The 26,491-nt window shown below is 38.9% G+C and carries 31 protein-coding genes and 5 tRNA genes; 15 read left to right on the forward strand and 21 right to left on the reverse strand.

The window, feature by feature from the left end:
- The first annotated feature begins 139 nt into the window (after nucleotides 1–139).
- Nucleotides 140–457: a DUF6573 family protein gene (locus tag HCCG_RS09485; protein WP_002957313.1), complete on the forward strand. Its 318-nt coding sequence runs from the start codon at nucleotides 140–142 to the stop codon at nucleotides 455–457.
- Nucleotides 458–556: 99 nt separating this feature from the next.
- Here the strand turns inward: HCCG_RS09485 and HCCG_RS09490 are convergent, their stop codons facing one another.
- Together HCCG_RS09490 and HCCG_RS09495 are read right to left on the reverse strand one after the other, a co-directional pair.
- Complete coding sequence (locus HCCG_RS09490; protein WP_002957314.1) at nucleotides 557–826, reverse strand: PIN domain-containing protein; 270 nt, start codon at nucleotides 824–826, stop codon at nucleotides 557–559.
- Between the two features lie 90 nt (nucleotides 827–916).
- A complete protein-coding gene (locus HCCG_RS09495; protein WP_014666290.1) occupies nucleotides 917–1,183 on the reverse strand; it encodes a hypothetical protein in 267 nt (88 codons plus the stop codon).
- Between the two features lie 271 nt (nucleotides 1,184–1,454).
- Here HCCG_RS09495 and HCCG_RS09500 point away from each other — a divergent pair, with 271 nt between their 5' ends.
- Nucleotides 1,455–1,760: a hypothetical protein gene (locus HCCG_RS09500; RefSeq protein WP_002957316.1), complete on the forward strand. Its 306-nt coding sequence runs from the start codon at nucleotides 1,455–1,457 to the stop codon at nucleotides 1,758–1,760.
- Nucleotides 1,753–2,040, forward strand: a complete 288-nt coding sequence (locus tag HCCG_RS09505) for a type II toxin-antitoxin system RelE family toxin (RefSeq protein WP_002957317.1) — start codon at nucleotides 1,753–1,755, stop codon at nucleotides 2,038–2,040. Before HCCG_RS09500 ends, HCCG_RS09505 begins: the two co-directional genes overlap by 8 nt.
- Nucleotides 2,041–2,158: 118 nt before the next feature.
- Here HCCG_RS09505 and prfB read toward each other — a convergent pair whose 3' ends face one another.
- The 15 genes from prfB to HCCG_RS09575 all read right to left on the reverse strand — a co-directional run bounded on the left by prfB (nucleotide 2,159) and on the right by HCCG_RS09575 (nucleotide 13,245).
- Nucleotides 2,159–3,256, reverse strand: coding sequence for a peptide chain release factor 2 (gene prfB / locus HCCG_RS09510; protein ID WP_002957318.1), 1,098 nt, complete (start codon nucleotides 3,254–3,256; stop codon nucleotides 2,159–2,161).
- Nucleotides 3,257–3,399: 143 nt separating this feature from the next.
- Entirely contained in the window at nucleotides 3,400–3,891 is a 492-nt protein-coding gene (locus HCCG_RS09515; protein WP_002957319.1) for an ankyrin repeat domain-containing protein, read from the reverse strand.
- 40 nt (nucleotides 3,892–3,931) lie between these two features.
- Nucleotides 3,932–5,377: a catalase gene (locus HCCG_RS09520; protein WP_002957320.1), complete on the reverse strand. Its 1,446-nt coding sequence runs from the start codon at nucleotides 5,375–5,377 to the stop codon at nucleotides 3,932–3,934.
- Nucleotides 5,378–5,548: 171 nt separating this feature from the next.
- Nucleotides 5,549–6,694: a C4-dicarboxylate transporter DcuC gene (dcuC, locus tag HCCG_RS09525; protein WP_002957321.1), complete on the reverse strand. Its 1,146-nt coding sequence runs from the start codon at nucleotides 6,692–6,694 to the stop codon at nucleotides 5,549–5,551.
- Complete coding sequence (locus tag HCCG_RS12245; RefSeq protein ID WP_158309884.1) at nucleotides 6,682–6,846, reverse strand: hypothetical protein; 165 nt, start codon at nucleotides 6,844–6,846, stop codon at nucleotides 6,682–6,684. The genes dcuC and HCCG_RS12245 overlap by 13 nt, the downstream gene beginning before the upstream one ends.
- A gap of 106 nt (nucleotides 6,847–6,952) precedes the next feature.
- Complete coding sequence (locus tag HCCG_RS09530) at nucleotides 6,953–8,089, reverse strand: asparaginase (protein ID WP_014666288.1); 1,137 nt, start codon at nucleotides 8,087–8,089, stop codon at nucleotides 6,953–6,955.
- Nucleotides 8,090–8,174: 85 nt separating this feature from the next.
- Nucleotides 8,175–10,052 carry a molecular chaperone DnaK gene (gene dnaK / locus HCCG_RS09535; protein WP_002957323.1) on the reverse strand — a complete coding sequence of 626 codons (1,878 nt, stop codon included), beginning with the start codon at nucleotides 10,050–10,052 and terminating at the stop codon, nucleotides 8,175–8,177.
- Between the two features lie 190 nt (nucleotides 10,053–10,242).
- Nucleotides 10,243–10,434 carry a hypothetical protein gene (locus tag HCCG_RS09540; protein WP_002957325.1) on the reverse strand — a complete coding sequence of 64 codons (192 nt, stop codon included), beginning with the start codon at nucleotides 10,432–10,434 and terminating at the stop codon, nucleotides 10,243–10,245.
- A gap of 12 nt (nucleotides 10,435–10,446) precedes the next feature.
- Entirely contained in the window at nucleotides 10,447–11,016 is a 570-nt protein-coding gene (gene grpE, locus HCCG_RS09545) for a nucleotide exchange factor GrpE (RefSeq protein ID WP_002957326.1), read from the reverse strand.
- A 17-nt stretch (nucleotides 11,017–11,033) separates the two neighbouring features.
- Nucleotides 11,034–11,834 (reverse strand): HrcA family transcriptional regulator, encoded by an 801-nt coding sequence (locus HCCG_RS09550; RefSeq protein ID WP_002957327.1) that lies wholly within the window; start codon nucleotides 11,832–11,834, stop codon nucleotides 11,034–11,036.
- A 428-nt stretch (nucleotides 11,835–12,262) separates the two neighbouring features.
- A tRNA-Asp gene (locus HCCG_RS09555) sits at nucleotides 12,263–12,339 on the reverse strand.
- A gap of 31 nt (nucleotides 12,340–12,370) precedes the next feature.
- A tRNA-Val gene (locus tag HCCG_RS09560) sits at nucleotides 12,371–12,446 on the reverse strand.
- 24 nt (nucleotides 12,447–12,470) lie between these two features.
- Nucleotides 12,471–12,545 (reverse strand) — tRNA-Glu (locus HCCG_RS09565).
- A 14-nt stretch (nucleotides 12,546–12,559) separates the two neighbouring features.
- Nucleotides 12,560–12,635, reverse strand: a tRNA-Lys gene (locus HCCG_RS09570).
- 97 nt (nucleotides 12,636–12,732) lie between these two features.
- On the reverse strand, nucleotides 12,733–13,245 hold the full coding sequence (locus HCCG_RS09575) for a CinA family protein (RefSeq protein WP_002957328.1): 513 nt from the start codon (nucleotides 13,243–13,245) through the stop codon (nucleotides 12,733–12,735).
- 96 nt (nucleotides 13,246–13,341) lie between these two features.
- Here HCCG_RS09575 and ppk2 point away from each other — a divergent pair, with 96 nt between their 5' ends.
- The 4 genes from ppk2 to HCCG_RS09595 all read left to right on the forward strand — a co-directional run bounded on the left by ppk2 (nucleotide 13,342) and on the right by HCCG_RS09595 (nucleotide 15,974).
- Entirely contained in the window at nucleotides 13,342–14,421 is a 1,080-nt protein-coding gene (gene ppk2 / locus HCCG_RS09580) for a polyphosphate kinase 2 (RefSeq protein WP_002957329.1), read from the forward strand.
- Between the two features lie 190 nt (nucleotides 14,422–14,611).
- Nucleotides 14,612–14,953, forward strand: a complete 342-nt coding sequence (locus HCCG_RS09585) for a rhodanese-like domain-containing protein (protein ID WP_002957330.1) — start codon at nucleotides 14,612–14,614, stop codon at nucleotides 14,951–14,953.
- A 20-nt stretch (nucleotides 14,954–14,973) separates the two neighbouring features.
- A complete protein-coding gene (gene plsY / locus HCCG_RS09590) occupies nucleotides 14,974–15,639 on the forward strand; it encodes a glycerol-3-phosphate 1-O-acyltransferase PlsY (protein ID WP_002957331.1) in 666 nt (221 codons plus the stop codon).
- Nucleotides 15,636–15,974, forward strand: a complete 339-nt coding sequence (locus HCCG_RS09595; RefSeq protein WP_002957332.1) for a dihydroneopterin aldolase — start codon at nucleotides 15,636–15,638, stop codon at nucleotides 15,972–15,974. The genes plsY and HCCG_RS09595 overlap by 4 nt, the downstream gene beginning before the upstream one ends.
- A 48-nt stretch (nucleotides 15,975–16,022) precedes the next feature.
- Here the strand turns inward: HCCG_RS09595 and HCCG_RS09600 are convergent, their stop codons facing one another.
- From HCCG_RS09600 to gltX, 3 genes are all read right to left on the reverse strand, one after another.
- Entirely contained in the window at nucleotides 16,023–16,976 is a 954-nt protein-coding gene (locus HCCG_RS09600) for an ankyrin repeat domain-containing protein (RefSeq protein WP_002957333.1), read from the reverse strand.
- Nucleotides 16,977–16,978: 2 nt separating this feature from the next.
- Nucleotides 16,979–17,188, reverse strand: coding sequence for a TOBE domain-containing protein (locus HCCG_RS09605; protein WP_002957334.1), 210 nt, complete (start codon nucleotides 17,186–17,188; stop codon nucleotides 16,979–16,981).
- A gap of 99 nt (nucleotides 17,189–17,287) precedes the next feature.
- Nucleotides 17,288–18,670, reverse strand: coding sequence for a glutamate--tRNA ligase (gene gltX, locus HCCG_RS09610; RefSeq protein WP_002957335.1), 1,383 nt, complete (start codon nucleotides 18,668–18,670; stop codon nucleotides 17,288–17,290).
- A gap of 122 nt (nucleotides 18,671–18,792) precedes the next feature.
- Between gltX and murG the strand changes: the two genes are divergently transcribed.
- The gene (gene murG / locus HCCG_RS09615; protein ID WP_002957336.1) at nucleotides 18,793–19,848 is read left to right on the forward strand and encodes an undecaprenyldiphospho-muramoylpentapeptide beta-N-acetylglucosaminyltransferase; all 1,056 of its coding nucleotides are present in this window, start codon (nucleotides 18,793–18,795) and stop codon (nucleotides 19,846–19,848) included.
- Here murG and HCCG_RS09620 read toward each other — a convergent pair.
- Nucleotides 19,817–20,428, reverse strand: coding sequence for a LysE/ArgO family amino acid transporter (locus HCCG_RS09620; RefSeq protein WP_002957337.1), 612 nt, complete (start codon nucleotides 20,426–20,428; stop codon nucleotides 19,817–19,819). The two genes, murG and HCCG_RS09620, sit on opposite strands and share 32 nt — an antisense overlap.
- Before the next feature lie 244 nt (nucleotides 20,429–20,672).
- Between HCCG_RS09620 and HCCG_RS09625 the strand changes: the two genes are divergently transcribed.
- The 7 genes from HCCG_RS09625 (at nucleotide 20,673) to HCCG_RS09655 (ending at nucleotide 26,491) form a co-directional block, all read left to right on the forward strand.
- Nucleotides 20,673–21,956, forward strand: coding sequence for a YncE family protein (locus HCCG_RS09625; RefSeq protein ID WP_014667503.1), 1,284 nt, complete (start codon nucleotides 20,673–20,675; stop codon nucleotides 21,954–21,956).
- 116 nt (nucleotides 21,957–22,072) lie between these two features.
- A tRNA-Glu gene (locus HCCG_RS09630) sits at nucleotides 22,073–22,149 on the forward strand.
- 42 nt (nucleotides 22,150–22,191) lie between these two features.
- Nucleotides 22,192–22,947 (forward strand): exodeoxyribonuclease III, encoded by a 756-nt coding sequence (locus HCCG_RS09635; RefSeq protein ID WP_002957339.1) that lies wholly within the window; start codon nucleotides 22,192–22,194, stop codon nucleotides 22,945–22,947.
- Between the two features lie 5 nt (nucleotides 22,948–22,952).
- A complete protein-coding gene (locus HCCG_RS09640) occupies nucleotides 22,953–23,579 on the forward strand; it encodes a uracil-DNA glycosylase family protein (RefSeq protein WP_002957340.1) in 627 nt (208 codons plus the stop codon).
- The gene (locus HCCG_RS09645) at nucleotides 23,576–24,826 is read left to right on the forward strand and encodes a hypothetical protein (protein ID WP_002957341.1); all 1,251 of its coding nucleotides are present in this window, start codon (nucleotides 23,576–23,578) and stop codon (nucleotides 24,824–24,826) included. The genes HCCG_RS09640 and HCCG_RS09645 overlap by 4 nt, the downstream gene beginning before the upstream one ends.
- Nucleotides 24,813–25,205: a YkgJ family cysteine cluster protein gene (locus HCCG_RS09650; RefSeq protein WP_002957342.1), complete on the forward strand. Its 393-nt coding sequence runs from the start codon at nucleotides 24,813–24,815 to the stop codon at nucleotides 25,203–25,205. The genes HCCG_RS09645 and HCCG_RS09650 overlap by 14 nt, the downstream gene beginning before the upstream one ends.
- A complete protein-coding gene (locus tag HCCG_RS09655; protein WP_002957343.1) occupies nucleotides 25,202–26,491 on the forward strand; it encodes a tetratricopeptide repeat protein in 1,290 nt (429 codons plus the stop codon). The genes HCCG_RS09650 and HCCG_RS09655 overlap by 4 nt, the downstream gene beginning before the upstream one ends.

Here is a 26,491-nt window from a genome sequence, read left to right on the forward strand (position 1 = left end):
AGAGATTCTAGGCATCGTGCTAGAAAGGTGCAACTCTCTAGATTATGCTTACTTTGCTAAGCAAGGCAAACTGTTATAGCTAAGATTAGCCAAATAATCTTAGTAGCCATACTACTACAAATATCCCAAAGGAATAAAAATGGAAATATTTCATAGCTACACAAGAAAGCAAGCCATTCAAGATGGCATATTAATTGACATCACGGCGGAATCTAAGGAGTTTGGCTTTGTTTATCCTATTGCTATTACAGATGGACTATTTGCAGAGCTTACAAGCAATAAGCCCGAGTATGAAGCATATACGGCAAGACTAAATGATGCCTTAATGCTCTTATATCTTAAAATAACTCACTGCAAAGATGAATCCATAGTGTTTTACGATATGCTTATTACAAATGCTAAAGGACAAAAAGAAACCTTAGGTTTAAAGTGTATTTGTGATGGTGATGATGAGTAGCGAGAACTAGGATTCTGCCTTTAGAGATAGGAGTCTTGTTAGCTTCTTTCTTTGATAGTCTTATCTTTAAGTTAGGTTTCTCATACCCTCCCATTTGAACTAGCATTTATCTAAATCCTTATCAAAACTGAGCTTGTGATAATTCTGCAGTCTGCATTTAGCACAAATAAGTGCATCAACAAAATCTATATGCCTATGCTCTATGATATTGAGCGTTTCAATGAGTATGGCTTTATCTTTATTCACTATGCCTTCAAGGCAAAGAATAGTCTTTAAATCCTGCAAGACTTCAGCCTTATTAATCTTATAAAACTTTGTTAGCACAAAATACGCCTCCATTAGCACTTCACTTAGAATCTCAGCCTTCATATCGCCATTTTCTATCTGCCTAAAATACTCACTACTAACTGCTAAAACTCATCATTATCGCCAATCAAAAAGCGGATAATGATATTTGTATCAATGAGATAGACCATATTTCTCCCCTAGGGCTTCAAGCATAGCTTTTTGTTTTATGTCTTCTAAGCTTGTATTTTTGGCGTTTTGACTTGCTTGATTTTTATATTTGCCTGCAAGTGTTTTGGCAATAGAATTTTTCGCTTGATTTGCTGGATGGACAATCGCTAATACCTGATGCTTCCTTTTATCTACAATTTGTATAGATTCTTTTAGGTTAGAAAAAATAGCTGTATTTTTTTGAATCTCGCCAATCCCTACACTCAGCATTTTCACTCCTTTTATATAAAGTATTAAGAATTATACATAAAATAAGCATATAACTAATGAATGTGTATTTTACGATTCTAAAAACCCATTTGAAAATACTCTACGCATATACTAATAAAACAGTTCTACATTAAGAAATGGGGTTTTCTTGCTAAAATATGCTATGATGAATATAGAAATTCAATTTGTTGAAACAAGAAACTTACATCTCTTTAGACAGTAGGCGATTCACGGATATGAAAATAGGCAACAAGGAATAAAAGGAGGTCAAATGAATCCGCAAATTGATTACGCTAAATATGAAAATATGACTGCTAGGCAAATTTTTAATTCTTTAGAAAGCACCAAGAAAAAGATTGAAAAAGCAGAGCAGATGAAGAAAGAAAATGAAGCCTTATTTGCTTATCTAAAATCCAAGCTCAATGAGAAAGTCAATGAGCCAAAGTTTGTGGATTTTAACAAATCCGCATCCGCAAACACTGCCAAAAAAATATTACACTCTATGAGCGATGAGCAAAGAGCGGCAATCCACAATCAAACACTAAATTATATGAATACTGCGGATAGCGATGATTAAGGTTGTCATAGAGAAAAAAGCGGATAAGTTTCTTAGTAAATTACTTCGTGGCAATCAGCAGCAAGTCGCTTTATCAATCTTTAATTTTCTCTACAATCAATTACCAAACCTAGAAAGCGACCCTAGATTTTTAGCTAATGCCAAGCATTTAAAAGGCTTTGATGACAATCGCTATCGCTGGCGATTTGGTAATTATAGAGTTATAGGCACAGTCAATGCAAATGGTGAAATAACAATAATCCAAATCATTGAAATAACTTATAGGCAAGGAGCTTATTAGGAGTGATAGACTGCTGACCAAAATGAAAGGGAAAAATTCGCCGAGAATTAGATTCAACTACTTTAAAAAAACTTTCCATCAAAAGAAGGTGCTCTTTTGTGGCTTTTTTCTTTAATAGCTAAACCCCTTCCCCCAAAACAAGCACAGATTCTATTAAGTCATCAATATCGCCATCTAAAACGCCTTCTGTATCGCTTGTAGCGTAATTGCTCCGCAAGTCCTTTACCTGCTGATAGGGGGCTAGGACATAGCTACGGATTTGATGTCCCCAGCCTATCTCGCTTTTTTCGGCATTTGCCACGCCCTCACTTTGTTTCAACCGCTCTAGCTCATAGAGTTTGCTTTGCAGCATTTTCATAGCTGTTGCCTTATTTTTATGCTGACTGCGATCATTTTGACACTGCACGACTATGCCTGTTGGAAAGTGCGTTATGCGGATAGCAGATTCTGTCTTATTTACGTGCTGTCCGCCCGCACCACTGGCACGATAGGTATCAATGCGAATGTCCTTATCCAAAATCTCAATGTCTATGTCTTCACTCAATTCCGGGCTTACCTGCACACTAGCAAAGCTTGTATGTCGCTTGGCATTAGCATCAAATGGGGAAATTCTAACAAGCCTATGCACACCATTTTCGCTTTTGGCATAACCATAGGCATTCTCACCTTTGATGATAAACGCCGCCCCTTTGATACCCGCCTCTTCGCCATCTTGATGGTCTAGCAGCTCCACTTTAAAGCCCCGCCGCTCACTCCAACGCAAATACATACGATATAGCATACTTGCCCAATCTTGGGACTCCGTCCCACCGGCTCCGGGCTGAATGGTAATAATAGCATTTGATGAGTCAAACTCCCCACTTAGCATAACCTCAATTTCTACCTTTTGTATATGGCTTTGCAAAGATTCTACATTTTCAAACAACAGCTCCAAAGTGCTAGAATCCCCCTCACTTTCTGCTATCTCAAATAGCTCTTTTGCGTCATCTAGCTCGGCTTTCATCTCTGTATAAGTGCTTAAAATCCGCTCACATTTTCGCTTTTCCTTTGTGATTTCCCCCGCCTTTTTTGCGTCATTCCAAAACTCTTGGTGAGATTCTAATGCATTAATCTCATCCATTCGCTTTTGCAAGGAATCTGGGTTTAGTATCTTTGCTATATTTTGTGCTTTATTTTGCAAAGTTTTTAACAACTCGCCATATTCATAAGAATCCATTGTGTGCCTTTATTCCAAAAATATTAACTATGGATTCTAGCATAGAATCTAAAAACTTCTTGCACTTGCAGCATATTTACAGCGTAAAGCTCCACGCCACGACAATATTGACAGTTAAATTAACCGTTGTATTTTTCAAAATTCTAAAGCCTTTGAATTCTTTTGTCTTTAATAGGGCTAAATTTAAGAAACAATCTTTGCCAAAAGTGAAGCTTTTGAGTGTTATATCTTAAAAGTAAGCTTAAAATTTCCTTTCTACGAAACATTATAGCTGTATTTATAGGACTTAAAGCTCCACCTTGCCCCTCAAAGCCATTTGGATTTGCCCCATTTTCAAGCAAAATCTTTGCCACCTCCTCATAACCCTTAAAGCAAACTCCAGCAAGTGGCGTGTGTCCTTTATCATTTGCCTTATCAACATTTGCACCAAATTCAAGCAACAATTTCACACATTCAATGCTGTTGTGATAGCTTGCAAGCATTAAAAGTGTGTCGCCCTTGTGATTTGCCAAATTTACATTAAGTCCATTTTCTAACATAATTTTTAAAGAATGAACATCATCTTGCCTCGCAAAATCAAAAGAAAATTTAACAAATTCTTGCATTTTTTCATATTCTTCTTTAGTCAAATTCATTGTTTTCCTTTTATTTTTAAGGGCAGATTTGCCCTTAAGTTTATTTTAGAAGCTGGGCTATTCTTGCTGCATAGTTGCTATCAGCCTTATTAAAATGCTCTAATTGCAACTTAATGATTTTTTCATTTATGCCTTTCATCGTGCCTGCAATCGTTTGACAAAGCCGCTCTTTCTCATCGCTACTCATTAGCCGATACAAATCACCCGCTTGTGTGTAGTAATCATCGTCATCTTCTCTATAATCCCACTGCCCGAGTTTGCTTTCACTCTCAAAGTTTAGCGGGTCTAAAATCGGCTCTTTTAAACTCCAATTATCCTTATATCCGTCCAAAATACTAGGTTCATAATTGCGAATGCTGCCATACGCGCCATTTGTCATATAGCCATCGCGCACACTAGAATTAAGCGCGGATTTTGGTGCATTTATCGGAATCTGATGGTGGTTAATGCCTAGTCGGTAGCGTTGTGTATCCCCATAAGCAAAGAGTCTGCCTTGAAGCAATCTATCTGGACTATACCCAATGCCTGGCACCACACTAGCGGGATTAAACGCAGCTTGTTCAACTTCGGCAAAGTAATTTTCTGGGTTTTTATTAAGTGTCATAATACCAATCTCAATAAGCGGATAATCCTTATGACTCCAAGTCTTTGTTACATCAAATGGGTGGAATCGATAAGTCTTTGCTTCTGATTCGGGCATTACTTGGATTGAAACTCTCCATTTGGGATAATCGCCCTTTTCGATTGACTCAAACAAATCGCGTTGATGAGAATCCATATCTACCGCACGAATCGCTGCCGCCTCTTCATTTGTGAGGTTTTTTATCCCTTGCATTGTGTGAAAATGAAATTTCACCCAAAATCGCTGATTTTTGTCATTGATAAGACTAAAAGTGTGGCTTCCGTAGCCATTCATATTGCGGTAGCTTGCAGGTATGCCTCTATCGCCCATAAGATAGGTGATTTGGTGCAATGCCTCTGGGGTTTGACACCAAAAATCCCACCACCGCTCAGGGTTTTGGATATGTGTTTTTGGGTCGCGCTTTTGGCTGTGGATAAAATCTGGGAATTTGTAGGGGTCGCGTATAAAGAAAATAGGCGTATTATTGCCAACTAAATCCCAATTTCCCTCCGTAGTGTAAAATTTCACCGCAAAGCCTCTAGGGTCGCGCACCGCATCGGCTGAGCCTAACTCTGGGGCAACGGTTGAAAAACGAATAAACATAGGCGTTTTTGTGCCTTTTTTAAATACCGCTGCTTTTGAATATTTGCTAATATCAGCAGTAGCTTCAAATACGCCGTGTGCGCCACTTCCGCGTGCATGCACTACGCGCTCGGGGATTCTCTCTCTATCAAATGCCGCTAGTTTCTCTAAATACCAAGTATCTTGCAAAAGTAGCGGTCCGCGTGGTCCTACGCTCATTACATTTTGGTTATCACCAACTTGGCGTCCTGTGGTTGTGGTTAATGACTTGAAATTTGCCATTTCGTCTCCTTTTGGTTAAAAATTTAAGCAGTGAATATATATTGCTTAAAAAATATTATACAATAAAAATTATTGATAAATAAAATTTTTTAAATATTTTTTGATTTTCACATATCTTGTAATTTTTTAAATTTTAAAGACAAATTTTTGAAAATTCAAATAAAAACTTTGCTATAATGGCAAGGTTCGTTTGATAATCGCCAAAGGCTCTAGCTTGGCAAATCCAGCTAGGGCTAAAATGCTACCAGCAATGGGTGAAGCTGCCCTACCAAGACAAGAAGCTATCTCAAGGGGTAAAACCAAGATAATAGACTTAATGCCAAGCTTTGGAGCGAGATTTGCCGCGATGTTTCCAATAGCACTAAATGCCGCTATCCCACTTCCCATAATGATTGTAATCCCAAAGACAAGGAAACTTAACACGATGATACAAAGTAGCACGGCGACATTCCCCATACTTGCCAAATACCCCACTATGACTTCAAGTCCGCCTAAAGCCTTTATCCCTTCAGCAAACACACTTGTAGCGATGATAATACTCACTACAGAGACAAAAATCTCTGCCATTGCCTTTAGCACCACAACAATATCTTCACTCACTCTTTTGCCGTCCCTATGGCGTATAAACTCAATCAAAAAGCAAAAAGAGATAGCGATAAAATTTGCACTCACCACATCAAGCTTGATTCCAGCAAAAATATGTCCCAAATAGCAGCACAATAGGTAGCCACGGCAATAAAATATAAAAAACGGGCATTGTGGGTTGGTAATTTCTGCAACTTCTACATTTTCAGCCGATGAGTTTGCTCTATCTCTTTTATCCACATACGCATAATACAGCTGTATCACAAGAGCGATAATAACAACATACGCCACAACATTCCATAACTGATAGTTCAAAAATAATCCCACAACATTATCAGGCTCCCCTACCATTTTTGCCATATTGATTGAGTTGCCATCTTTTGGACAATAATCAAGCGTAATGAGTGATAGCACAGAAACCGCTGTGATAGGGCGGATTCCAAGAGAGATAAGCACAGGATAAATACTCGCTAACAGCAACAAAATAAGCTCAGCATAGCTTGAAATAACAATCTTTAGCATCATACCCACCACAAAAGTCCCACTTAGGATAAGGTATTTATTTTTGATTTTGCCTAACGGGGCATTTGCGACAAAGGCGAGTTTTGAAGAGAGGCATTGATATGCTTCATATATGTAGCAAACCCAGCCACAGACATAATAATCAATCCAACTTCTGAGTGTCTTTGCAAAAGTAGCTGATAGGAATTTATACACATCTAAAAAACACATTGAGAAGGGGTATTTTTAGGTAGTGGCACTTCCGCACCATAGAGAAAAAACGCCCCACACAATACAACTATGCCAGAGAAAAGCAAAACAAAAATAGGATTATATGCCTTTAGCACATAATATCCCGTGCCAACCACCACTAAGAGTGTCAAAACTATGATAATACGCTTATCACTGCTCCTTTGCTGAATTACGCCTACCGCCCTTAGAATCTAGCATAAAATTTAAAAAAGAATTTAAACAAAACCTTTTTCAACCCTAATAAGATTCAAAAATCTTAGCAATCCGCTCATTATTATCTGTTTTGCTTAAAGCCAACATCAGCAACACTCGTGCTTTTTGTGGATTCAAATCATAGCTACTGATAAACCCAAGCTTAGAATCCTCCTCATTTGCGATGACTAAGCCATTATTCACCCTTGAGCTTTGCACCACCACTAAGCCATTTTGCATAAGCTTTTTAAGCATATCTTTATGATTTTTGTGAATGCTCCCTGCTCCGCTTCCTGCAATAACAAGCCCTTTTGTGCCGTGGTTAAACAACGCTTGAGCCGCCACTTGGGAGTTATCATTAGCATAGGAATAGAGAATATCAACTTTAGGCAAGGAATCTAGCTTATCTACATCAAACTCACTTTGCAAGGTATGAGGTTTAGCTGGGGTTGTATAGAAAAATGCCTTGCCATCAAGGATATAGCCCATATCACTGGCATTTGGTGAAGCGAAGGCATTGACATTAAGCGTGTGAGTTTTACTCACATATCTCGCACTCTGAATCCTATCATTCATTACCACCATAACGCCCTTGCCTTTAGATTCGGGATTTGCTGCAAGAGAGATAGCATTATAGAGATTTTTAGGACCATCGGCACTAAGAGCTGTGCTTGGACGCATAGCCCCCACAAACACAATGGGCTTATCACTTTTTGCCACTAAATGCAAGAAAAACGCACTCTCTTCCATTGTGTCCGTGCCGTGCGTTATCACCACACCATCAACTTGAGAGCTTTTAAGCAAGGCATTCACGCGTTTAGCAAGTCTAAGCCATATCTCATCGCTCATATCCGCACTATCAATATTGGCAATTTGCTCACTTTCTAGGTTTGCTACATTGGCAAGCTCCGGCACAGATTGCAACAAAGATTCTATACTTAGCACTCCTGCTTGGTAGCCTGTTGTTTGCAATGAAGAATCAACCGCTCCGGCAATTGTCCCACCTGTGGCGAGAATAACAATATTTGGCTTTGCTATATTATGTCGTGTATTATGCGAATCTTGCAAAGTTTGCTCCTTTTGCTCTTTTTGTTGCTTCTCTTTAGAATCAGAGCAGCCCAAAGTCGCCACAAGCATAGCACAAATAGCAAGTTTCCATAAAGTTTTTGTTACATAGCCCATACCAACCTCCTACGCTAAAACAAAATTCTATTGTAGGAGATTTAGTATTGTATGTCAAGGGAGATTTTGAAGGATTTTTGAGAATTTATTCCACTTCCGCATCAATGACATCATCATCTTTTTTCTTTGAATCCCCACCTGCTTGAGCATTGCCTTGCTCCTTAGCATAGGCAGCTTGGGCGAGTTGATGACTTGCTTCTGTGAGATTTTTAATCTTTGTTTCAAGCTCCTCTTTTGAAGCATTCTCATTTTTAAGCGTTGTTTCTAGCTCACTTAACGCAGATTCTATTTTAGCCACTTCAGCAGAATCTAGCTTATCTTTAAACTCTTCAAGGCTCTTTTTGGTTTGATACACTAAAGAATCCGCACTATTTCTTAGCTCAATAATCGCCTTTTTCTTGCTATCTTCTTCCTTGTGAAGTTCAGCTTCTTTGACCATTTTTTCAATCTCTGAATCTGAAAGCCCACTTGAGCCACTAATCTTAATCTCTTGAGACTTGCCTGTGGCTTTGTCTTTTGCTGAAACGGTTAAGATTCCATTGGCGTCAATATCAAATGTAACTTCAATTTGAGGCACACCGCGAGGTGCAGCTGGAATCCCGCTTAAATCAAATCGCCCTAGAGATTTATTATCCCTTGCAAGCTCCCTTTCCCCCTGTAAGACATTAATGCTAACAGCAGGTTGATTATCTTCATAAGTAGAAAAGACTTGCGTTTTTTTTGTAGGGATTGTAACGCCCCTTTCCACGACTTTTGTTGAGATTCCACCAGCAGTTTCAATACCTAAGCTTAAAGGCGTTACATCAAGCAAAAGCACATCTTTTACATCACCTTTCAGCACCCCACCTTGAATCGCCGCACCTACTGCAACAACCTCATCGGGATTGACTGATTTATTTAAATCTTTACCGATAAATTCTTTCACTCGCTCTTGCACTTTTGGAATCCGCGTAGAGCCACCTACCATAACAACTTCGCTAATATCACTCTGTGATAATCCCGCATCTTTAATCACAAAATCAATTTTTTTAATCGTATCTTCAATCAAATCATCAATCAAGCTTTCAAACTTCGCACGAGTGATTTTTTTCACCAAGTGCTTTGGACCGCTCGCATCTGCGGTGATAAAGGGGAGATTAATCTCTGTTTCTTGAGCGGAGCTTAGCTCTTTTTTCGCATTCTCTGCAGCATCTTTTAACCTTTGTAACGCCATTACATCATTTTTAAGATCAATACCTTCATCGCTCTTAAACTCTTCAGCCGCCCAATCAATGATTCTGTTATCAAAGTCATCGCCGCCTAAAAACGCATCCCCGCCTGTGGCAAGAACTTCTACGACATTATCGCCCGTTTCTAACACGGTTACATCAAATGTCCCACCGCCCAAGTCATAAACCATAATCTTTTCAGCTTCTTTTTTATCTAAGCCATAAGCAAGGGCAGCTGAAGTTGGCTCATTAATGATTCTTAAAACATTTAACCCTGCGATTGTCCCGGCTTCTTTTGTTGCTTTTCTTTGAGAGTCGTTAAAATACGCTGGGACGGTGATGACTGCTTCTGTTACGCTTTCACCCAAGTAACTTTCCGCATCTTCTTTGAGCTTCATTAGAATCTTAGCTGAAATCTCTTGAGGCGTGTAAATCTTATCGGCAATCTCTACCGCACACGCGCCATTCCTATCTACAATATTATAAGGCAGTCTTTTCTCCGCCTCTTTTGCCTTATCTTCATTGAACATAAGCCCCATAATCCGCTTGATAGAATAAATCGTCTTTTTGGGGTTGGTTACCGCTTGTCTTTTTGCTGGCTCACCGACTAGAATCTCGCCCTTATCTGTGAAAGCCACGATTGAAGGCGTGGTGTTTTTACCCTCTTTGTTAGCAATGATTTTTGCTTCATTGCCTTCATATACCGCCATTGCGGAGTTTGTTGTTCCTAAATCTATTCCTATTACTTTTGCCATTTGTTATCCTTTCAAAATTAAATTTTAAGAATCTAGATATCCCTCATCATAAATTAAGAATCTAGATATCCCTCATCATAAATTTGATGAGTTACTATGCCATATTGTGCGGTGAACTTTATAGTTTCTCCAGATGTGTTTTCTCCGGGCATATCAGGGCATTCTCTACTCATTACCGCTTGACAAGTAACTACACCACTGCCCTATCAACAGAAAGCATTTTTGCTCCACTATATTGATACAGACAATCGCCAGATTCTCCATAGCCCGACATAGAATCTACAGCTTCTTGGCAGGTTGGCATCTCATTAGCCAAAGCCACATTAAATGCAACACCAAATATCAACACACCAACCAAACATTTTATTAGTTTCTTGCTCATACCTCCTCCTTTCTAAGATTCATTTTTCACTACGCTCACCATAGCTGGTCGTAGCACTCTTTGTTTATACACAAACCCTTTTTGTAGCGTTTGGAGGATTTCCCCATCAGCTTTTTCTTGGCTTGGCACTTGCATTAAGCATTCGTGCAAATTAGGGTCAAACTCCCCAACTGTGGCAATCAACTCAACGCCGTGCCTATTTAGCACCTTAATAAAACTTTCAAGTGTAAGCTCTAGCCCTTCAGCAATAGCCGAAGCTTGTGGATTTTGCCGTGCAGATTCCAAGGCTTTTTCAAGTGTATCAAGCACAGGAAGCAAATCGCTCATCACACGCTCATTTGCATATTCTAAGCTTTGATTCTTATCTCGCTCTAAACGCTTTTTTGTATTTTCAAAATCCGCAAAAGCCCTTACATATTGATCTTTTAGTTCTGCGTATTTGCTCTCCCAATTTTCATTTTGCTCATCTTGAATCTCGGTGCCGTCTGTATCTTGGGTTTGACTTTGTGAATCTGTGGATTCTAGATTCTCATCTGTATCCTGCAAATTCTCAAAATCTTGGCTTTGTTTGTTTTCTTCCATATAAACCACTCCTTTTTTTAAGATTGAATACACGAATAAAATTGCGTAAAGTCTCTATCTAACGCCCCAATACAGAGCATTCTTGCTTTTTTATCCATTCCTTTTTTATCAAGGCAGGACTTTAGCCTTATCTCTTGCATAATGGCTAAATATCCGCTAGGCAACACCTCCTCACAATACATACCATTCTCTAGCGTATCAAACATATCTCCGCTAATGATATGATGGAATCTGCCATCATCGTCCTTGCAAACTTCTGCCAATGCACCAACGCCAAAAAATCGCAAGTTGCGACTCTGCACACATTGCAACACATCAAGCAAGGCTGTCGCACGAACTTGATAAGCAATTTTTCTCATATCTATCACATCTAGCCCCTTTAACTCGCCTAAGAATCTTTCCAAAGCACTGCTAAAAGGCAGAGTGATACCGATATGCTCAAAATCAAGCAAAAGCTTATTGTCTATATGAGACACAGATACAAACTTATTGCTTTGCTCTACGCTTAAAACACAAAATATGTCACAAGCCAAACATGCCTTTTGAATACATTCCATAGAATCTGCCTCTATGGTAGATATTGCATCAATATGCCTATACCAATACGCTTTCAAAGCACTAAGCGTAGGGATACGCCCTCCACTGATATGCGACTGAAACAATAGCCCCTCATCGCTCAATGCCTTAAAATAATTGCGTATAGTTGCAGATGAGATTTTTGTATTCATTAAGGTTTTGAGCGATTCAGAGCCAATAGGCTCTTTATGCTGCAAATACTCAACGATAACACGGCAAAGCAGTAAATCTTTTTTGCTCATCACTTCCTCTCATTCCGTTTAGACATACTTTGCAATTTGTTTGAAAACTCGCAATGTATTGTATTGTTTGCTAAGTTTGTTTCAGGTTTCTAATGAAACGGGTGGCATTGTAACATAAAAAAAGTAAATAAATTAGCAAATAAATAAATATATTGCTAAAAAATAGCAAAGTTTAGTATATTTATATAAAGTTTTATAAATTTTTTTAATTAGATATTCTAAATAATTTATTTTAATGTGAATCATAGACTTGAGATTCTGTCACTTACAATCCCATACGCAACAGGACATTTAAAGATTATTTTTATATAAATACGAAATCATTGTAATGAGATAAGGAAAAGATTCTAAAACACGACAAGCTTGATAACTCGTTTTAGAAGTGTGTAACAAAGAGAAGAATTAAAATGAGAAATGAGACTTAAAGGTGGCGGAGCGGACGGGGCTCGAACCCGCGACCCCCTGCGTGACAGGCAGGTATTCTAACCAGCTGAACTACCGCTCCATAGAATATCGCTTAGCAAAAAAATATTAAGTGGTGGTCGCTACAAGGCTCGAACTTGTGACATCCACCTTGTAAGGGTGGCGCTCTACCAACTGAGCTAAGCGACCAAATGAGATAAGCAAAAATAAAAGTGGTGACCCCTAGGGGATTCGAACCCCTGTAGCCACCGTGAAAGGGTGGTATCCTAACCGTTAGATGAAGGGGCCACTTTTATCCTTGGTGGTGACCCGTGTTGGATTCGAACCAACGGCCCATTCCTTAAAAGGGAATTGCTCTACCAGCTGAGCTAACGGGTCATCTGCCCTTCAACATTGTATCTCAAGCATAACATTGCCATTGCCCCATTGCCTTAGACACAAAAGAGCGAAATTATAGTGAGTTTAACTCAATTTGTCAAGAGTCTAATGCCATTATCAACATTTCAAGTGCTTTAGCACAACTTTGAGACTGCACGGATAGTCTATCCCCACCAAAATGACAATACGCAATATGCACACTCTCGCCCTTAAGCTGCACACCTATAAACACACTCCCCACAGGCTTTTGACTACTCCCGCCACTTGGTCCTGCAATGCCGCTTGTAGCCATTGCCACATCAGCTCGTGTCTGTTGCAATATCCCTTCACACATTCCCCTAACTACCTGCTCACTTACAGCACCAAATCGCTCTAAATCTCTCCTATCCACGCTAAGCCAAGAAGCTTTAATCTCATTAGCATAGCTTATCATCGCACCATCAAGCACATTAGAAGCTCCAGCAAGAGAAGTGAAATGATAACTCAACAATCCGCCCGTGCAGCTTTCAGCTATGCCCACTTTAAGCCCCTTTTGAGATAGCAAAATAAGGGCTTTTTGCGCCAAATTACTATGTAAAATTATGGAATCTGTAACGCTTTTTGGCTTCATTTTGTAACTCCTTGAAACAAATCTCTGCTTACGACTTGATTTTTATCAAAAAACAATACATTATAATAACATAAATTTTAACACAAGGAGTGGGTTATGGCAAAGCAAGAACGACAAATCGTCATTCGACCAGAGAGCGAAAGGAATGTCCAAGATATCTACAAAGCAAAAAATGGGCGTATGAAAGAGGATTTTTATCTTGAAGAGCTAACAAAACTTCAAATTGAGCTTTTAAAGCTTCAAAACTGGGTGAAAGCCACAAAGCAAAAAGTCATCATTATTATGGAAGGACGCGATGCAGCAGGTAAAGGTGGAACAATCAAGGCTCTAACAAGCCATATGAATCCACGCGGTTGCCGTGTAGTTGCCCTAAATAAGCCTACTGAAACAGAAAAGACAGAGTGGTATTTTAAGCGATACATCAGCACATTGCCAAGCGGTGGGGAGATTGTCTTTTACGATAGGAGTTGGTATAACCGAGCGGGTGTTGAAAAAGTGATGAATTTCTGCACCCAAGAGCAATACAAAGAGTTTATTGTACAGGTTGCTAACCTTGAACAAATGCTTATCTCAAGTGGAACAATGATTTTTAAATATTTCCTTGATGTAGGCAGAGATGAACAAAAACGCAGAATCTTACGCCGAAAAACAGATCCTTTAAGAATGTGGAAGCTTAGCCCAATTGATGGTAAATCGCTTGATTTGTGGGAGCAATACACAGAAGCATTTGAAAAGATGTTCGCACGCACACACACACACATTTGCCCTTGGACAATTGTCAATACAAATGATAAAAAACGTGCAAGGCTCAATATCGCACGAGATATTCTAAGCAAAATTGATTATGAAGGCAAGGATCAAACTGCCGTATGTCTTTTGCCAGATCCTAGCATTGTATGGACTTATTCGCAATATCAAAGCACTCATCTTGACCCTGCAAAAGAGATTCAAAAACAGCTCAAAGAGCTAAAAGAAGCCAAAGAAGCGGAAAAGAAAGAGAAAAAAGCCCAAAAAAATGCTACAAAAAAACAAGAGATTGCAAAACAAGAATCTAAAGCAGAATCCAAAATGGCTAAACCAAAATCTAGCAAAGATTCAAAAGTAGCCACAAAAGAAAAGTCCCAAAACAAGGCAAAAGAAGCAGACCAAAGCGACACACTTCTCTCTAAGCCATAGAACACTAGTGGGCTTATCAAGCGAGATTCTATAAACTTATAGAATCTCCAAAAAAATGAATATGAGAAATACCAAAAACTTTTCTTAATCCCCAAAGTCAATACAAACTCACACAAACTCACTTCCCCTTTTAAGAGATTTTAACTAACTTAAGATACAATGCCAAAAATTACACAAAGGACTATACACTATGGATTTCAAAGGGGAACTCAAAGGCAAAAATAATATGAGCCTTGCCACGCCACTCTATGCCAAAGACTTAGATGAAAACTATTGCATTATTGACATTCGCTATCCAGAGGACTATGCACTCTGCCATATTAAGGGTTCTTTACAGCTTAATAATCCCTATGATGTGTATGCACATATCAAAAAAAATAAAGATAAAAAATGTGTGCTTGTGTGCTACTCTGGGCATACGGCAAGTATTTTAGGCACAGAGCTTGTGCAAGAGGGGCTAGAGAATGTCTATTTCTATGATGATGAGTTTAGCTCCCTTGCTCAAGCAAAGATTCAGCTCATCACGCAGTAATATCGCAAAAAAGGAATGTTATGACAGATATTTTATACACGCTTTCAAATATCAATGTGATTTTTTACATTATTGCCTTTCTCTTTGGTGGCATACCATTTGGTTGGCTCCTTGTGAAGCTTATCTACAAGCGAGATATTCGCCAAATAGGATCAGGGAGCATTGGTGCTACAAATGTATATCGTGCGGTAAAAGAGATTGATGAACGCAAAGCAAAAATGTTTTCTATTCTTACCATTATCCTTGATGCAACAAAGGGCTTGATTGTCGTAGCGTTTGCTAAAATGCTTGGACTAGGCTTTTCAGCCCAGTGGCTTATCGCACTTTTGGCGATTTTAGGGCATTGTTATAGCCCTTATTTAGGATTCAAAGGCGGTAAAGGCGTAGCAACTGCCATTGGCTCTGTTTTACTCCTTATCCCAGTGGAGGGGATTTGTGGGCTGATTGTGTGGGGCATTGTAGGCAAAGTCTTTAAAATCTCGTCTATCTCATCACTTGTTGGCGTTTTAAGCGGGATTATTCTTACATTTGTTATTCCTTATGTTGTGCCTTTGCCAGATTCTATATCTATTATCGCACAGATTGACACACACACGCCTGTGGTGCTTATAGGGCTTTTCATTCTCTATACACATATCCCTAATATCAAGCGACTTTTTAGCGGTAAAGAAAGCAGAGTACTGTGAGTGCAAATATCACACTCCACATTGAAAATGTCCGCATTCAAGCCATTATTGGAATCTTAGAGCAGGAACGCCACGCTCCCCAACCTATTGAGATAAATGCGGAAATTACCTACGCCTACACAGACACATTTTTAGACTATGTAGGGATTTGCAATCTCATCACCACATCTTTGCAAAACAATGCCTATGGGCTTTTAGAAGTAGCCTTACTTGATATGGCTAAGATTCTAAAGACACAACACAGCAATATCCAAAAACTTAGCCTTTGTATCAAAAAACCAACCATTCTTAAATCTTGTGTTGTAGGAGCAAGCATTACACAAGATTTCACGTAAGATTTTACGCAACCCTAGTGTCTTAACAATCCTAATAGAATCCTGCCCTTATTGCTCTTTTTGTAGTAGCCTTTTTAGTCGTCTCTCATTGGCTTCACTTGGCGTTGCACCTAGCTCAATGAGTTTTTTTGCGATCTCAATTTGAGGCTTTTTTTGAAAATTCTTAGCATTGAGTGCTGCATCAAGGGGCGTTTCACCAGCTTTCAGTGAATCTATAGGGATTTGTTTTTCTTTAATCAAATATTCCAAAAGCTCCATATTGCCATCGCGTGCGACAAAGTGTAGCATATTCCCTCCACCAAAATCACGCAAAAAACTCTCATCAAAATACAGCATAAGCTCCAAAATATGAGAATCCCCAAAAGCTACAATACCATTACTGTTTGGATGTTTGCGGTTATTATACTCCGCCCCTTTTTTTAGAATCTCCCAAAACATGCCATAGCGATGATACATCGCGGCTAAATCAAGTGCCGAAACGCCATTGACATCAAAGATTCTATCTTGTAACTGAAATGCTCCAAGCGAAGAGTAGTGATCCAACATCATACGATTAATATTAAATCTTGGCTTATCTTTTGTAAGCAAATCAACCCTGCCAGATTCTGCCAAAATAAGCTCAAAGACATTATATGAATCAAACACGATTGACACCATAAGCGGTGTGATTTCAAGCCGTGGAGCTTGGGTTGTGTAGAATAAAAAATACCTGCTCCACTGATTATTATCAAGCATTTTTTGATAGCCCTGCACATCATCTTCAATAATCACCCTAAGCAGTTTTTGCTCAATCTCGCATTCTTTCACTGCTTCACCGCCTTTATAGTGAGACTTTGGCGTTATCCCTTTAAGCAATTCTACTTTTTTGCAATCTACTTCTAGCAAAGCCTTTAAACTCTGCTCTAGCGTAGGGGGATCTTCCAAACTCCAAGATTCTACAAACCACCCGCCAAAAGCAAACTCAAACGCACACAGGCTAATAAAAATATATCTATGGAGCATTCTTACTCCACACCCACCATAACCGATGTGGCCTTGATAATCGCATAGGCTTCCTTGCCTACTTCAAGCTGCAATGCTTGTAAAGATTCTAAAGAAATGGTAGAAGTTATCACATTCCCCCCACCTATATCAATCTCTACAATCGCATTTACACTGCCTTTTTGAATAGAAACGACCTTGCCCTTAAGCTGATTTCTCGCACTGATTTTCATTGTGTATTCCTTTTTAAGCGAAATAAATCCGCCATTATCTAACTTTTCTGCCAATGTGTCAAAACAAGGATTAACCTTTTTTTGAATCTAGCCCCCTATCTACCCTGCAAATGCCATAAATGCCCTAAATCTTGCCAAACTCTCTTCTAATCCCAAAACAAACAATGCCTCGCACACGCCAATGCCTCCACTTTTACCTAGTAGGGCACAACGCAAAGTCAGCATAAACTTGCCTATTTTTATACCATTTTTTTCAGCAAAACTATGTAACAGCTCATCAAGATTTTGAATCTCCCATTTTGCCCCACTCAACTCATCGCAAAACGCCCCCAAAGCCGCAATAGCCGCCCTATCAAGCTTGGCATACATCTTTTCATCATACGCACTTGGAGCATTCATCACTTCTTCAAAGCCTTGAGCAAAGCTAATAAGCGTATTACACCTATCTTTTAGTGCGTTATAAAGCACATCTCGCTTGTGAGATTCAAGGATTTTTACCCCAAAATCTAATAGCAACGATTCAAGATTCTCATTTGAAGTTTGCTTCAAATAATGCTGATTAAGCCATAAAAACTTTGTCTCATTATATGCACTAGGAGAGCTGTTTAAGTCATTTGGATTAAAAAGCTCTAACATTTCTTTAAGGGAGAAAATCTCCTTATCCCCATAGCTCCAGCCGAGCCGCACAAGGAAGTTTAAAATCGCTTCAGGCAAGTAGCCCATTTGCTTATAGTCCATTACACCCATTGCCCCATCGCGTTTGCTTAGCTTCCTGCCTTGTGGATTTAAAATCATCGGCACATGATAGAATCTGGGTATTTTAAAACCCAACGCTTCATACACAATAATCTGCTTAGGCGTGTTGCTCAAATGATCATCACCGCGTATGACATCACTTACCCCCATAAGTGCATCATCAACCGCCACCACAAAATTATAAGTAGGTGTGCCATCGCTTCGTGCTATGATAAAATCATCTAACTCCTTTGCTTGAATGTTAATTTCACCCTTCACACCATCTTTAAAGCTCACACTCCCTTCAAGCGGAGCTTTGATTCTCACCACAGGCTTTACGCCATCTGGTGGTGTGCCTGTAAAATCACGATAGCGATTATCATATCTTGGCGTTTGCTTATTTTTCTCTTGCTCTGCTCTAAGCAAATCTAGCTCCTCCTTACTCATATAACAATAATACGCCTTGCCCTCATCTAAAAGCTTTTTTATATATTCCTTATACAAATCAAATCGTTTGCTTTGATACACCACCTCGCCATCATATTCTAGCCCCACCCACTCAAATGCTTCAATAATCGCCTTTGTCGCATCAAGTGAGTTTCTGGCTAAATCCGTATCTTCAATGCGGAGCAAAAACTTCCCGCCATTTGCCCTTGCGTAAAGATAATTAAATAATGCTGTGCGTAGCCCACCGATGTGTAAATAGCCCGTAGGTGAAGGTGCAAAGCGTGTGATAATCTTTTCCATTTTCTGCCTTTTTTGTTTTGTGAGAGATAAAATTTGGGATTGTATAGGAATTTAACTTAATGCCTTATTTGATATTTTTCACTACAATTTGACACTCTTAGAATTTCACTTAAAGGAAAGATATGTTTGCAATCACAGGTGGAGGGACAGGCGGACATCTAGCCATTGCCAAAGCATTAGCACAAGAACTGAAAACCCAGAATCTTAAAGCTATTTACATAGGCTCAACCTTAGGGCAAGATAAAGCGTGGTTTGAAAAGAGTGATCTTTTCATGCAATGTTATTTTTTAGAATCTAGCGGCGTAGTGAATAAAAGCGGTTTCAATAAACTTAAAGCCTTATGGAAGCAGTTTCAAGCCACTTTGGAAGCTAGGAAAATTCTCAAAGCCCATAAGGTTGCACATATTATCAGTGTGGGTGGATTTAGTGCAGGTGGGGCGAGTATGGGGGCGATTCTAGCTAGAATCCCCCTTTTTATCCACGAGCAAAATGCCATTAAAGGCAAACTTAATGAGATTCTTACCCCCTTTGCTAAAGCCGTTTTTGGTAGTTTTAGCTCAAATTCTAAAAACTTTATTCACACTTCATATCCTGTAAGAGATGAGTTTTTTACCACTTCTCGCATAAGGCAGGAGTGTAAAAATATCCTTTTTCTAGGTGGCTCTCAAGGAGCAAAGGGCATTAATGACTTTGCCTTAAAGCTTACTCCCTTGCTTTTACAAAAAGGCATAAATGTCGCTCATCAATGCGGAGAGCGAGACTTTGAACGAGTGAAGCAAGAATATGAGAATCTTGGAATCTTACATAAAGTTGATTTATTTGCTTTTGATAAGAATCTTGTAACGCGTCTTCAACAAGCAGATATTTGCATTGCGCGCTCCGGTGCTTCAAGCCTGTGGGAAATGGCGGCAAATGGGCTTATCGGCATATTTGTGCCTTATCCTTTTGCAGCAAAAGATCATCAATATTTTAATGCTAAAAGCTTTACTGGTGAGGGCTTAGGCTTTGTGATACGCGAAAATGAGATTAATATAGAATCTGTGCTAGGCTTTATAGAATCTTTACAAGGCGAGATTCTAGAGCAAAAATCAAGTCAAGTGATGAGTAAGATTAAGCCAAATGGGGCAAGGGAGATTCTTGATCATATCAATGCCCTAGCACCCATAGCAAAAGACTAAAAGCTATACCAAACATCACACAGCCCACGCATACATCAAGCCAAACAAAGGCTTTTGGCGAAGTAAAATAAGGCGACAGCGCATTTGCCCCAAAGCCAAGCAGGGCAAACCACGCCGCAGAGGCACTCACACAGCCTAATAAAAAATCAAGTTGAGATTCCATACTCACACCAACACTACCAAGCAAGACAATCGTATCCAAATACATATGGGGATTTAAAAGCGTCATAGCAAGGGTTTGAAGCAAAATAGCCTTGTGCGGAATGCTTTTCTGCTCCTGCGTGGAATCTAGCCGAGCTTTAGGGTACAGGGCGGATTTAAATGATAAAAACCCATAGTAGCATAAAAATATCGCCCCACATAAGGCTAGAATCTTGCTTAAAAAAGCAGATTGAGAGAGCCAAGAGCCAAAGCCTAGCACACCAATACTCATAAATACCACATCGCAGCCCACGCACACAGCACACACCAAAAAAGTATATTGCTTTTTTATAGCACATTTAATCACAAAAGCATTTTGTGCCCCAATAGCACTAATCAGCCCAAAAGCGACAAAAAAGCCTTGTAGATACTCCTGCATTTTCTTTGCTCCTTAAAATAATCTTACAATCCAAAAAAGCATAACGAGAGCTAAAATTCTAACCAAACAAAGTTACAGCATTTCGCCTATCCTGTATTAACTAAATATATATTTTTACACCCTACAATTTTGATTTGCTCGTTTAGCTTGATTTTCAAGTCGTGATTCCACAATCAAAGGTGTTTAATATGTTTTTATTTTTTTTTTTCAATATATGCGGATACAAAAAGTAATTTTCTCTGCTATGTTCCTATTAGCGTGTTTATCACATATATATGCCAAGCCTACGCAGAATATTCAAGTTATCCATCCAAAAATTGGCACAACCGCCACTTCACAAGATGAGAAAATCACACTCACACTTATCGCAAAAAAGCAGAACTACGGCGGTGATGCAAAAACACGCGAGAGTGCTATATATTCCCCAAAAAGTGTGAATATCCATACTGATGGCAGTAAATATTATGTCAATTCACTTGAAGGAGCTACGACTATCGTATTTGATGCGAAGACAAATAATAAAATTGCGACTATCAGTCATAAAATCACAGAAGCCCAAGATTCTTTATGGAGTGAAGATTCTGGATTCTATAAATTTACACATTATCCAAAAAATAATCACTTCACAGGTAAGCCTGTGGAATCAACCTTTACGCATAATGGCAAATATTTATGGGTGCCTTATTATCGCCGCTCCTATGATATAAACGCACAAGACCCTTCTGCTGTGGCAATCATTGACACACAAAGCAATGCTATTATTAGACTTATGGAAACAGGAGCATTGCCAAAAATGATTACCACTTCGCCTGATGGCAAGAGTGTGGCCATTTCACATTGGGGAGATAATACGGTGGCGTTAATTGATGTTTCAAGTGAGAATCCAAAGGAATGGAAGCACACAAAGCGACTTGTGGTGGATTATGTTTTGCCGCTTAATTATCCCTTAGATAAATCAGTTGATAGGGATACGGGCAGTGGCTATGCGTTGCGTGGAATGGCTTTTAGCGAAGATGGCAAATATCTGCTTGTGGGCTGTATGGGCGGAGGTGGGGGCATTGCCATTATTGATTTAGAGAGCGGCACATATTTGGGGCGTATGCTGGGTATGATGCCAAATGTGAGGCATCTTGTTGTTAAAAATGGCTATTTGTATTTAAGTGTAAATAAAGATGGCTATGTGCAAAAAGCAAAAATGAGTGATTTTATAGAATCTTTTAGTCAATTTAGTGCTAAGAAAAAACAGGCTATATTTAAAAACTGGCAGAATGCAAAGGTTGGTGCTGGAGCTAGAACGATAGAGTTAAGCCCAGATGGAGAATATATCTTTGTTGCGTGTAACACTGCCTCTATGGTAGCCGTAGTAGAATCTAAAAGTATGAAGCAGATTTTACAAATCAAAGCAGACTCATTTCCTGTGGGGCTTGATGTCAGCAAAGATGGAAAGTTTGTCTATGTAACCGCACAAGGCAAAGCAAAATATGGTGGAGGCAATGCGGTGGATATTTATGCAGTGGAATATAAATAGGACATAAAATAAAGCAAGATAGATTCTAGATGAGCCTTTAGCCTATCAAGCAAACTCAACACATCTCTCATAAAGCCCCTAGCAAAATCTTAAATAAAGTTTGCTATACTTCTGCCGACCCTTTCATCTAGTTGGCCAAGGATACCACCCTTTCTCGGTGGCAACGGAAGTTCAAATCTTTCAAGGGTCGCCATACTTTAGAATCTACATAACTATTTTATAAATAAGGACTATAATGAAACTTATCTCGTGGAATGTTAATGGACTGCGTGCGTGTATGAATAAAGGCTTTATGGATTTTTTTAATGAAGTGAATGCAGATATTTTTTGTATCCAAGAATCTAAAATGCAAAAAGATCAGGGTGATTTTAGCTTTCAAGGATATAGTGAGTATTGGAATAGTGCGGAGAAAAAGGGGTATTCTGGCGTTGTTGTGCTTAGCAAGATTAAGCCTTTGCAAGTAACCTATGATATGGGGATTAGCCATCACGATAAAGAAGGTAGGATAATCACGGCGGAATATGAGAGATTCTATCTTGTCAATGTCTATACGCCTAATGCTAAGCGGGAGTTGGAACGGCTAGAGTATCGTATGGAGTGGGAAGATGACTTTAGGGCATTTGTAAAAAAGTTAAAAAAGCATAAGCCTGTGGTGATTTGTGGGGATTTAAATGTCGCTCATAAAGAAATTGATTTGAAAAATCCAAAGACAAACCGCAGAAACGCAGGATTCACCGATGAAGAGCGGGGTAAAATGAGTGAGCTTTTAGAATCTGGATTTATCGATACTTTTCGCCATTTTTATCCCACACTTGAAGGGGCATATAGCTGGTGGAGCTATATGGGAAAAGCAAGGGAAAATAACACCGGTTGGCGGATTGACTACTTTTTATGTTCTACTTCTTTGGAATCTCATCTCAAAGATGCCAAGATTTATCCGCATATTTTTGGGAGCGATCACTGCCCCGTTGGTTTAAGTATGGATATGTAAGCGATATGAAAGCACAGATTCTAAAACTTCTTCAATTAAAGCAACTCTACAAACGCCAAGCTTGTGGGGAAAAATATGCAAATGCTCTTTTTGCCCCAAAATCCAACGCTCCCATAGGGCAAGACATAAACACCCTTATCAAAAATTGCTCACTTTGCAATCGCATTAAACATTGTAAAACCCCAAATATCGGGCTTATAAATCAAAATGCAAGTGTGTGCTTTATCAGTGAAATCCCTCTTGTAAGTGAATCTCAAGCATTTGTGCAAAATAAAAGTGCGATAATGTTACAAAACATCATTAGCAATGTTTTCAAGCTCTCTCTTTCACAAGTCTCTATCCTTTCACTCATTAAATGCGATTCGCTTAATCCACATTTTGAAAAAAGTGAGCTTCTTAGCTGTAAGCCCTATGTACTCACACAGCTTCAAAGCCTTGCACCAAAGCTCTGTGTGCTTTTAGGCGATGTGGTCAGTGAGCATATTTTGGGCAGTCATTTGGAACATAGTAGAATCTTATGGCACAATAACAGGAAATTTTTAGTTACTTATGCACTCAATGAGCTTGTGCGGAATCCCTCACTTAAAGCACAGGCACATAATGACTTTTTAATTGCGAAAGGACAATTATGAACATCTACTTAAAGCCTATTTTTGCCTTATGTTTGTATGGAATCTTAAGTGTGAGTTTAGCTATACACGCCTTTGCCAAAAGCTATATTATCTCACCCCTGCCCTTGCCACAACAGGAGATTTTAAATATTAGCACGGAAAAATGTGGCACCTCTTGTTTACTGAATTACTTTGCTAAGGGAGAGTTTTTCTCTTTTGTTGCCTTTTTTGACCCTAGTATAGATAATACCGATCTTCGCTCTAAGCTCTCTTCAGTCCTTGGAGACTTAGGCATTGCCGATCAAATGTTGCCACCGACACTGCAAGGCAGCGGGAAGATTAAACTCGCTCTTTTAATGCCTAAAAAAATCATAGGACGCTATTCTGCAAGTAGCATTGATACTATTTTAGCCTACCTTATGACGCGGGGCAATGACTTTGTGTTTGAGATTTTTGATAGCGGCGATGAAAGCAGATCAAATCTTAACAGCACTTACAAAAACATCGCAAAAGAAAATTATGATTTTGTCATTGCCATTCTCACACCAAAAGGAGCGCAAGAGTTTGCCACACTTGATATAAGTCTTCCCACCTATGTGCCTACCATTAATAGAAAACAAATCAACATAGGCTCTTTGCCTAAAAATCTTATTTTTGGCGGAATTGATTATGAAGCACAAATTGAGCTTTTGCTTTCTATTGCTGGGAGCAAAAATATCATCGCTTATAACGATAAAAGCTTTATTGGTAAAACACTTGGTGGAATTTTAAAAAACAAAAGCAACCGCGTTGTCTTTGAAGAAGAAATAGATTCAGAATCTGCTAAAACCTTTATGCAAAAATTAAGCAAACACGATCGTCTAATTGCCAATAATGTTGTATTTTTTAATACCCCTCCAGCAAGGACGGGGCTTGTGGCTTCACAGCTGGGACTTGCCAAAAATAAGCCTGATAAATTTCTCTCCGTCCAAACAAACTTCCACCCACAGATTCTATTGCTTATCCAAAAAGAAGATCGCAAGAATCTCTTTGTCGCTAATGTGATTAACAATCAAAATCCCAAACTTGTGGAATACACTTCGCTTCTAGGTGGTGATTTACGCTATGATTGGGTAAATTATGCCACTGCTGTGGGTGTGGAGCAGCTCATACTCGCTCAAATCAACCAAGGCAAACGCTTTTTTAATGAATGCGTGAAAGATGGGCAGGTTGAATACATTAATAGAATCTACAAAAGCGATGCAAAAAGCTTCTATGAATACCGATAAAGATTATCCCTTTAGCTTTGAAAACTCCGCTTGTGAAAGCTGTGGAGGCAAGTGCTGTGTGGGGGATTCGGGCTATGTGTTTGTAGATATTAAAGAAATGCAAGAAATTGCCTCTTTTTTGGGATTTAGCTTTGAATCTTTTACCAAAACTTATGTAAGAAAAGTGGGTTATAGATTTTCCTTTATTGAAAAGCCCTATCAAAATGCTTTAGCTTGTGTGTTTTTTGATACAGATTCTAAACAATGTAGCATTTATGCCTATCGTCCAAAGCAATGTCGCACTTACCCATTTTGGGAAGCTCATAAGAATCTAAACAAGCAAGATTTACAAACTCTGTGCAATGAATGCAAAGGTATAAAAATAAAGGAATATGTATGAAAATTTTGCGTGTTTTTGCCCTATGTTTTATTATGATAGGCTCTTGTTATGGGGCATTTGATGAGGATAGCTATTTATTTGAAGCTATTGAATATGAAGCACAAAATCAATTTGACAAAGCAAGGGATTTATATCTTGTGCTGTATGAAGAGACTAAAAAACTAGAATATTTTAAAGAGGCAATTATTCTTTCTTCAACGCTGAATAATCCCCACGCTACGCTTGATTTTGCCAATGAGTATGTAGCAAAAGGTGGGCAGAAAGATCTTGTTATCCATAAGATTTTTTTAGATTCTTATCTTAAGCTAGGAATGACGCAAGAAGCATTGCAGGAAGCAAAGATTATTGCTAAGAGTGAAAATTCCGCCTTGCTTAATGATATTCTAGGCTCACTTTATGCCACATTAGGGGATTTTAAAAATGCCCTTATCCACTTTGAATCTGCATACAATGAGAGCAAAGCCCAAGATGTGCTACAAAAAATTGTCGCTGTGCATTTAAGTCAGTCTCAACAAGAAAAGGCTTTGAAGCTCCTTAACTCTCATATTGAAAATTATGGCTGTTTTGGGAGTTTTTGTAAATTTAGCATTGAAGTGTATGGGAAATTTAATCAAATTGCTAAGATTGAAAATATTTTTGAAAAGTCCTTTCAAGCCCAGCCCAACATTGAAAATGCTCAAAATCTCATTCTTATTTACGCCCACCAAAAGAAATTCAAACAAGCCTCGCAAATTGCCACGCAATTCCCCTTTAAGCCAGAGATTCTCCTAGAGCTTTATATCGCACAACAAGATTATAAAAATGCTGCCAAACAAGCAAAATATGCCTATGATGAAAATAAAAATCCCTATTTTCTAGCCTTAGAGCAGATTTATACCTTTGAATCTAGCAATAAAAAAGATAAAAAAGCCATAGCAAATATTGCTCAAAATCTCAAAAATGCCATAAACCTTATGCAAATGCCCGATACAAACACGCCAAAAGATGAACGGATTGATAGTGCTTTGCAAAACTCGCAAAATACCGAGCTAGGCTTTTTGTTTAATTTTTTGGGCTATTTGATGATTGATTATGAGCTGAATGTCAAAGAGGGCGTAGAGTATGTGAAAAAAGCCCTTGAAATCTCCCCTCGCAACCCAGCGTATTTAGATTCTCTAGCGTGGGGATATTACAAGCTTAAAGACTGCAAAAACGCCAAAGAAACTTTTAAGCTTATCCCACAAGAAGAGATTAAAAAAGAGCAGGAACTCATAGAGCATAAAGCGTTTATTGATAAATGCTTTTAA

It is taken from the genome of Helicobacter cinaedi CCUG 18818 = ATCC BAA-847, from assembly GCF_000155475.1.
Classification (GTDB): Bacteria; Campylobacterota; Campylobacteria; order Campylobacterales; family Helicobacteraceae; genus Helicobacter_C; species Helicobacter_C cinaedi.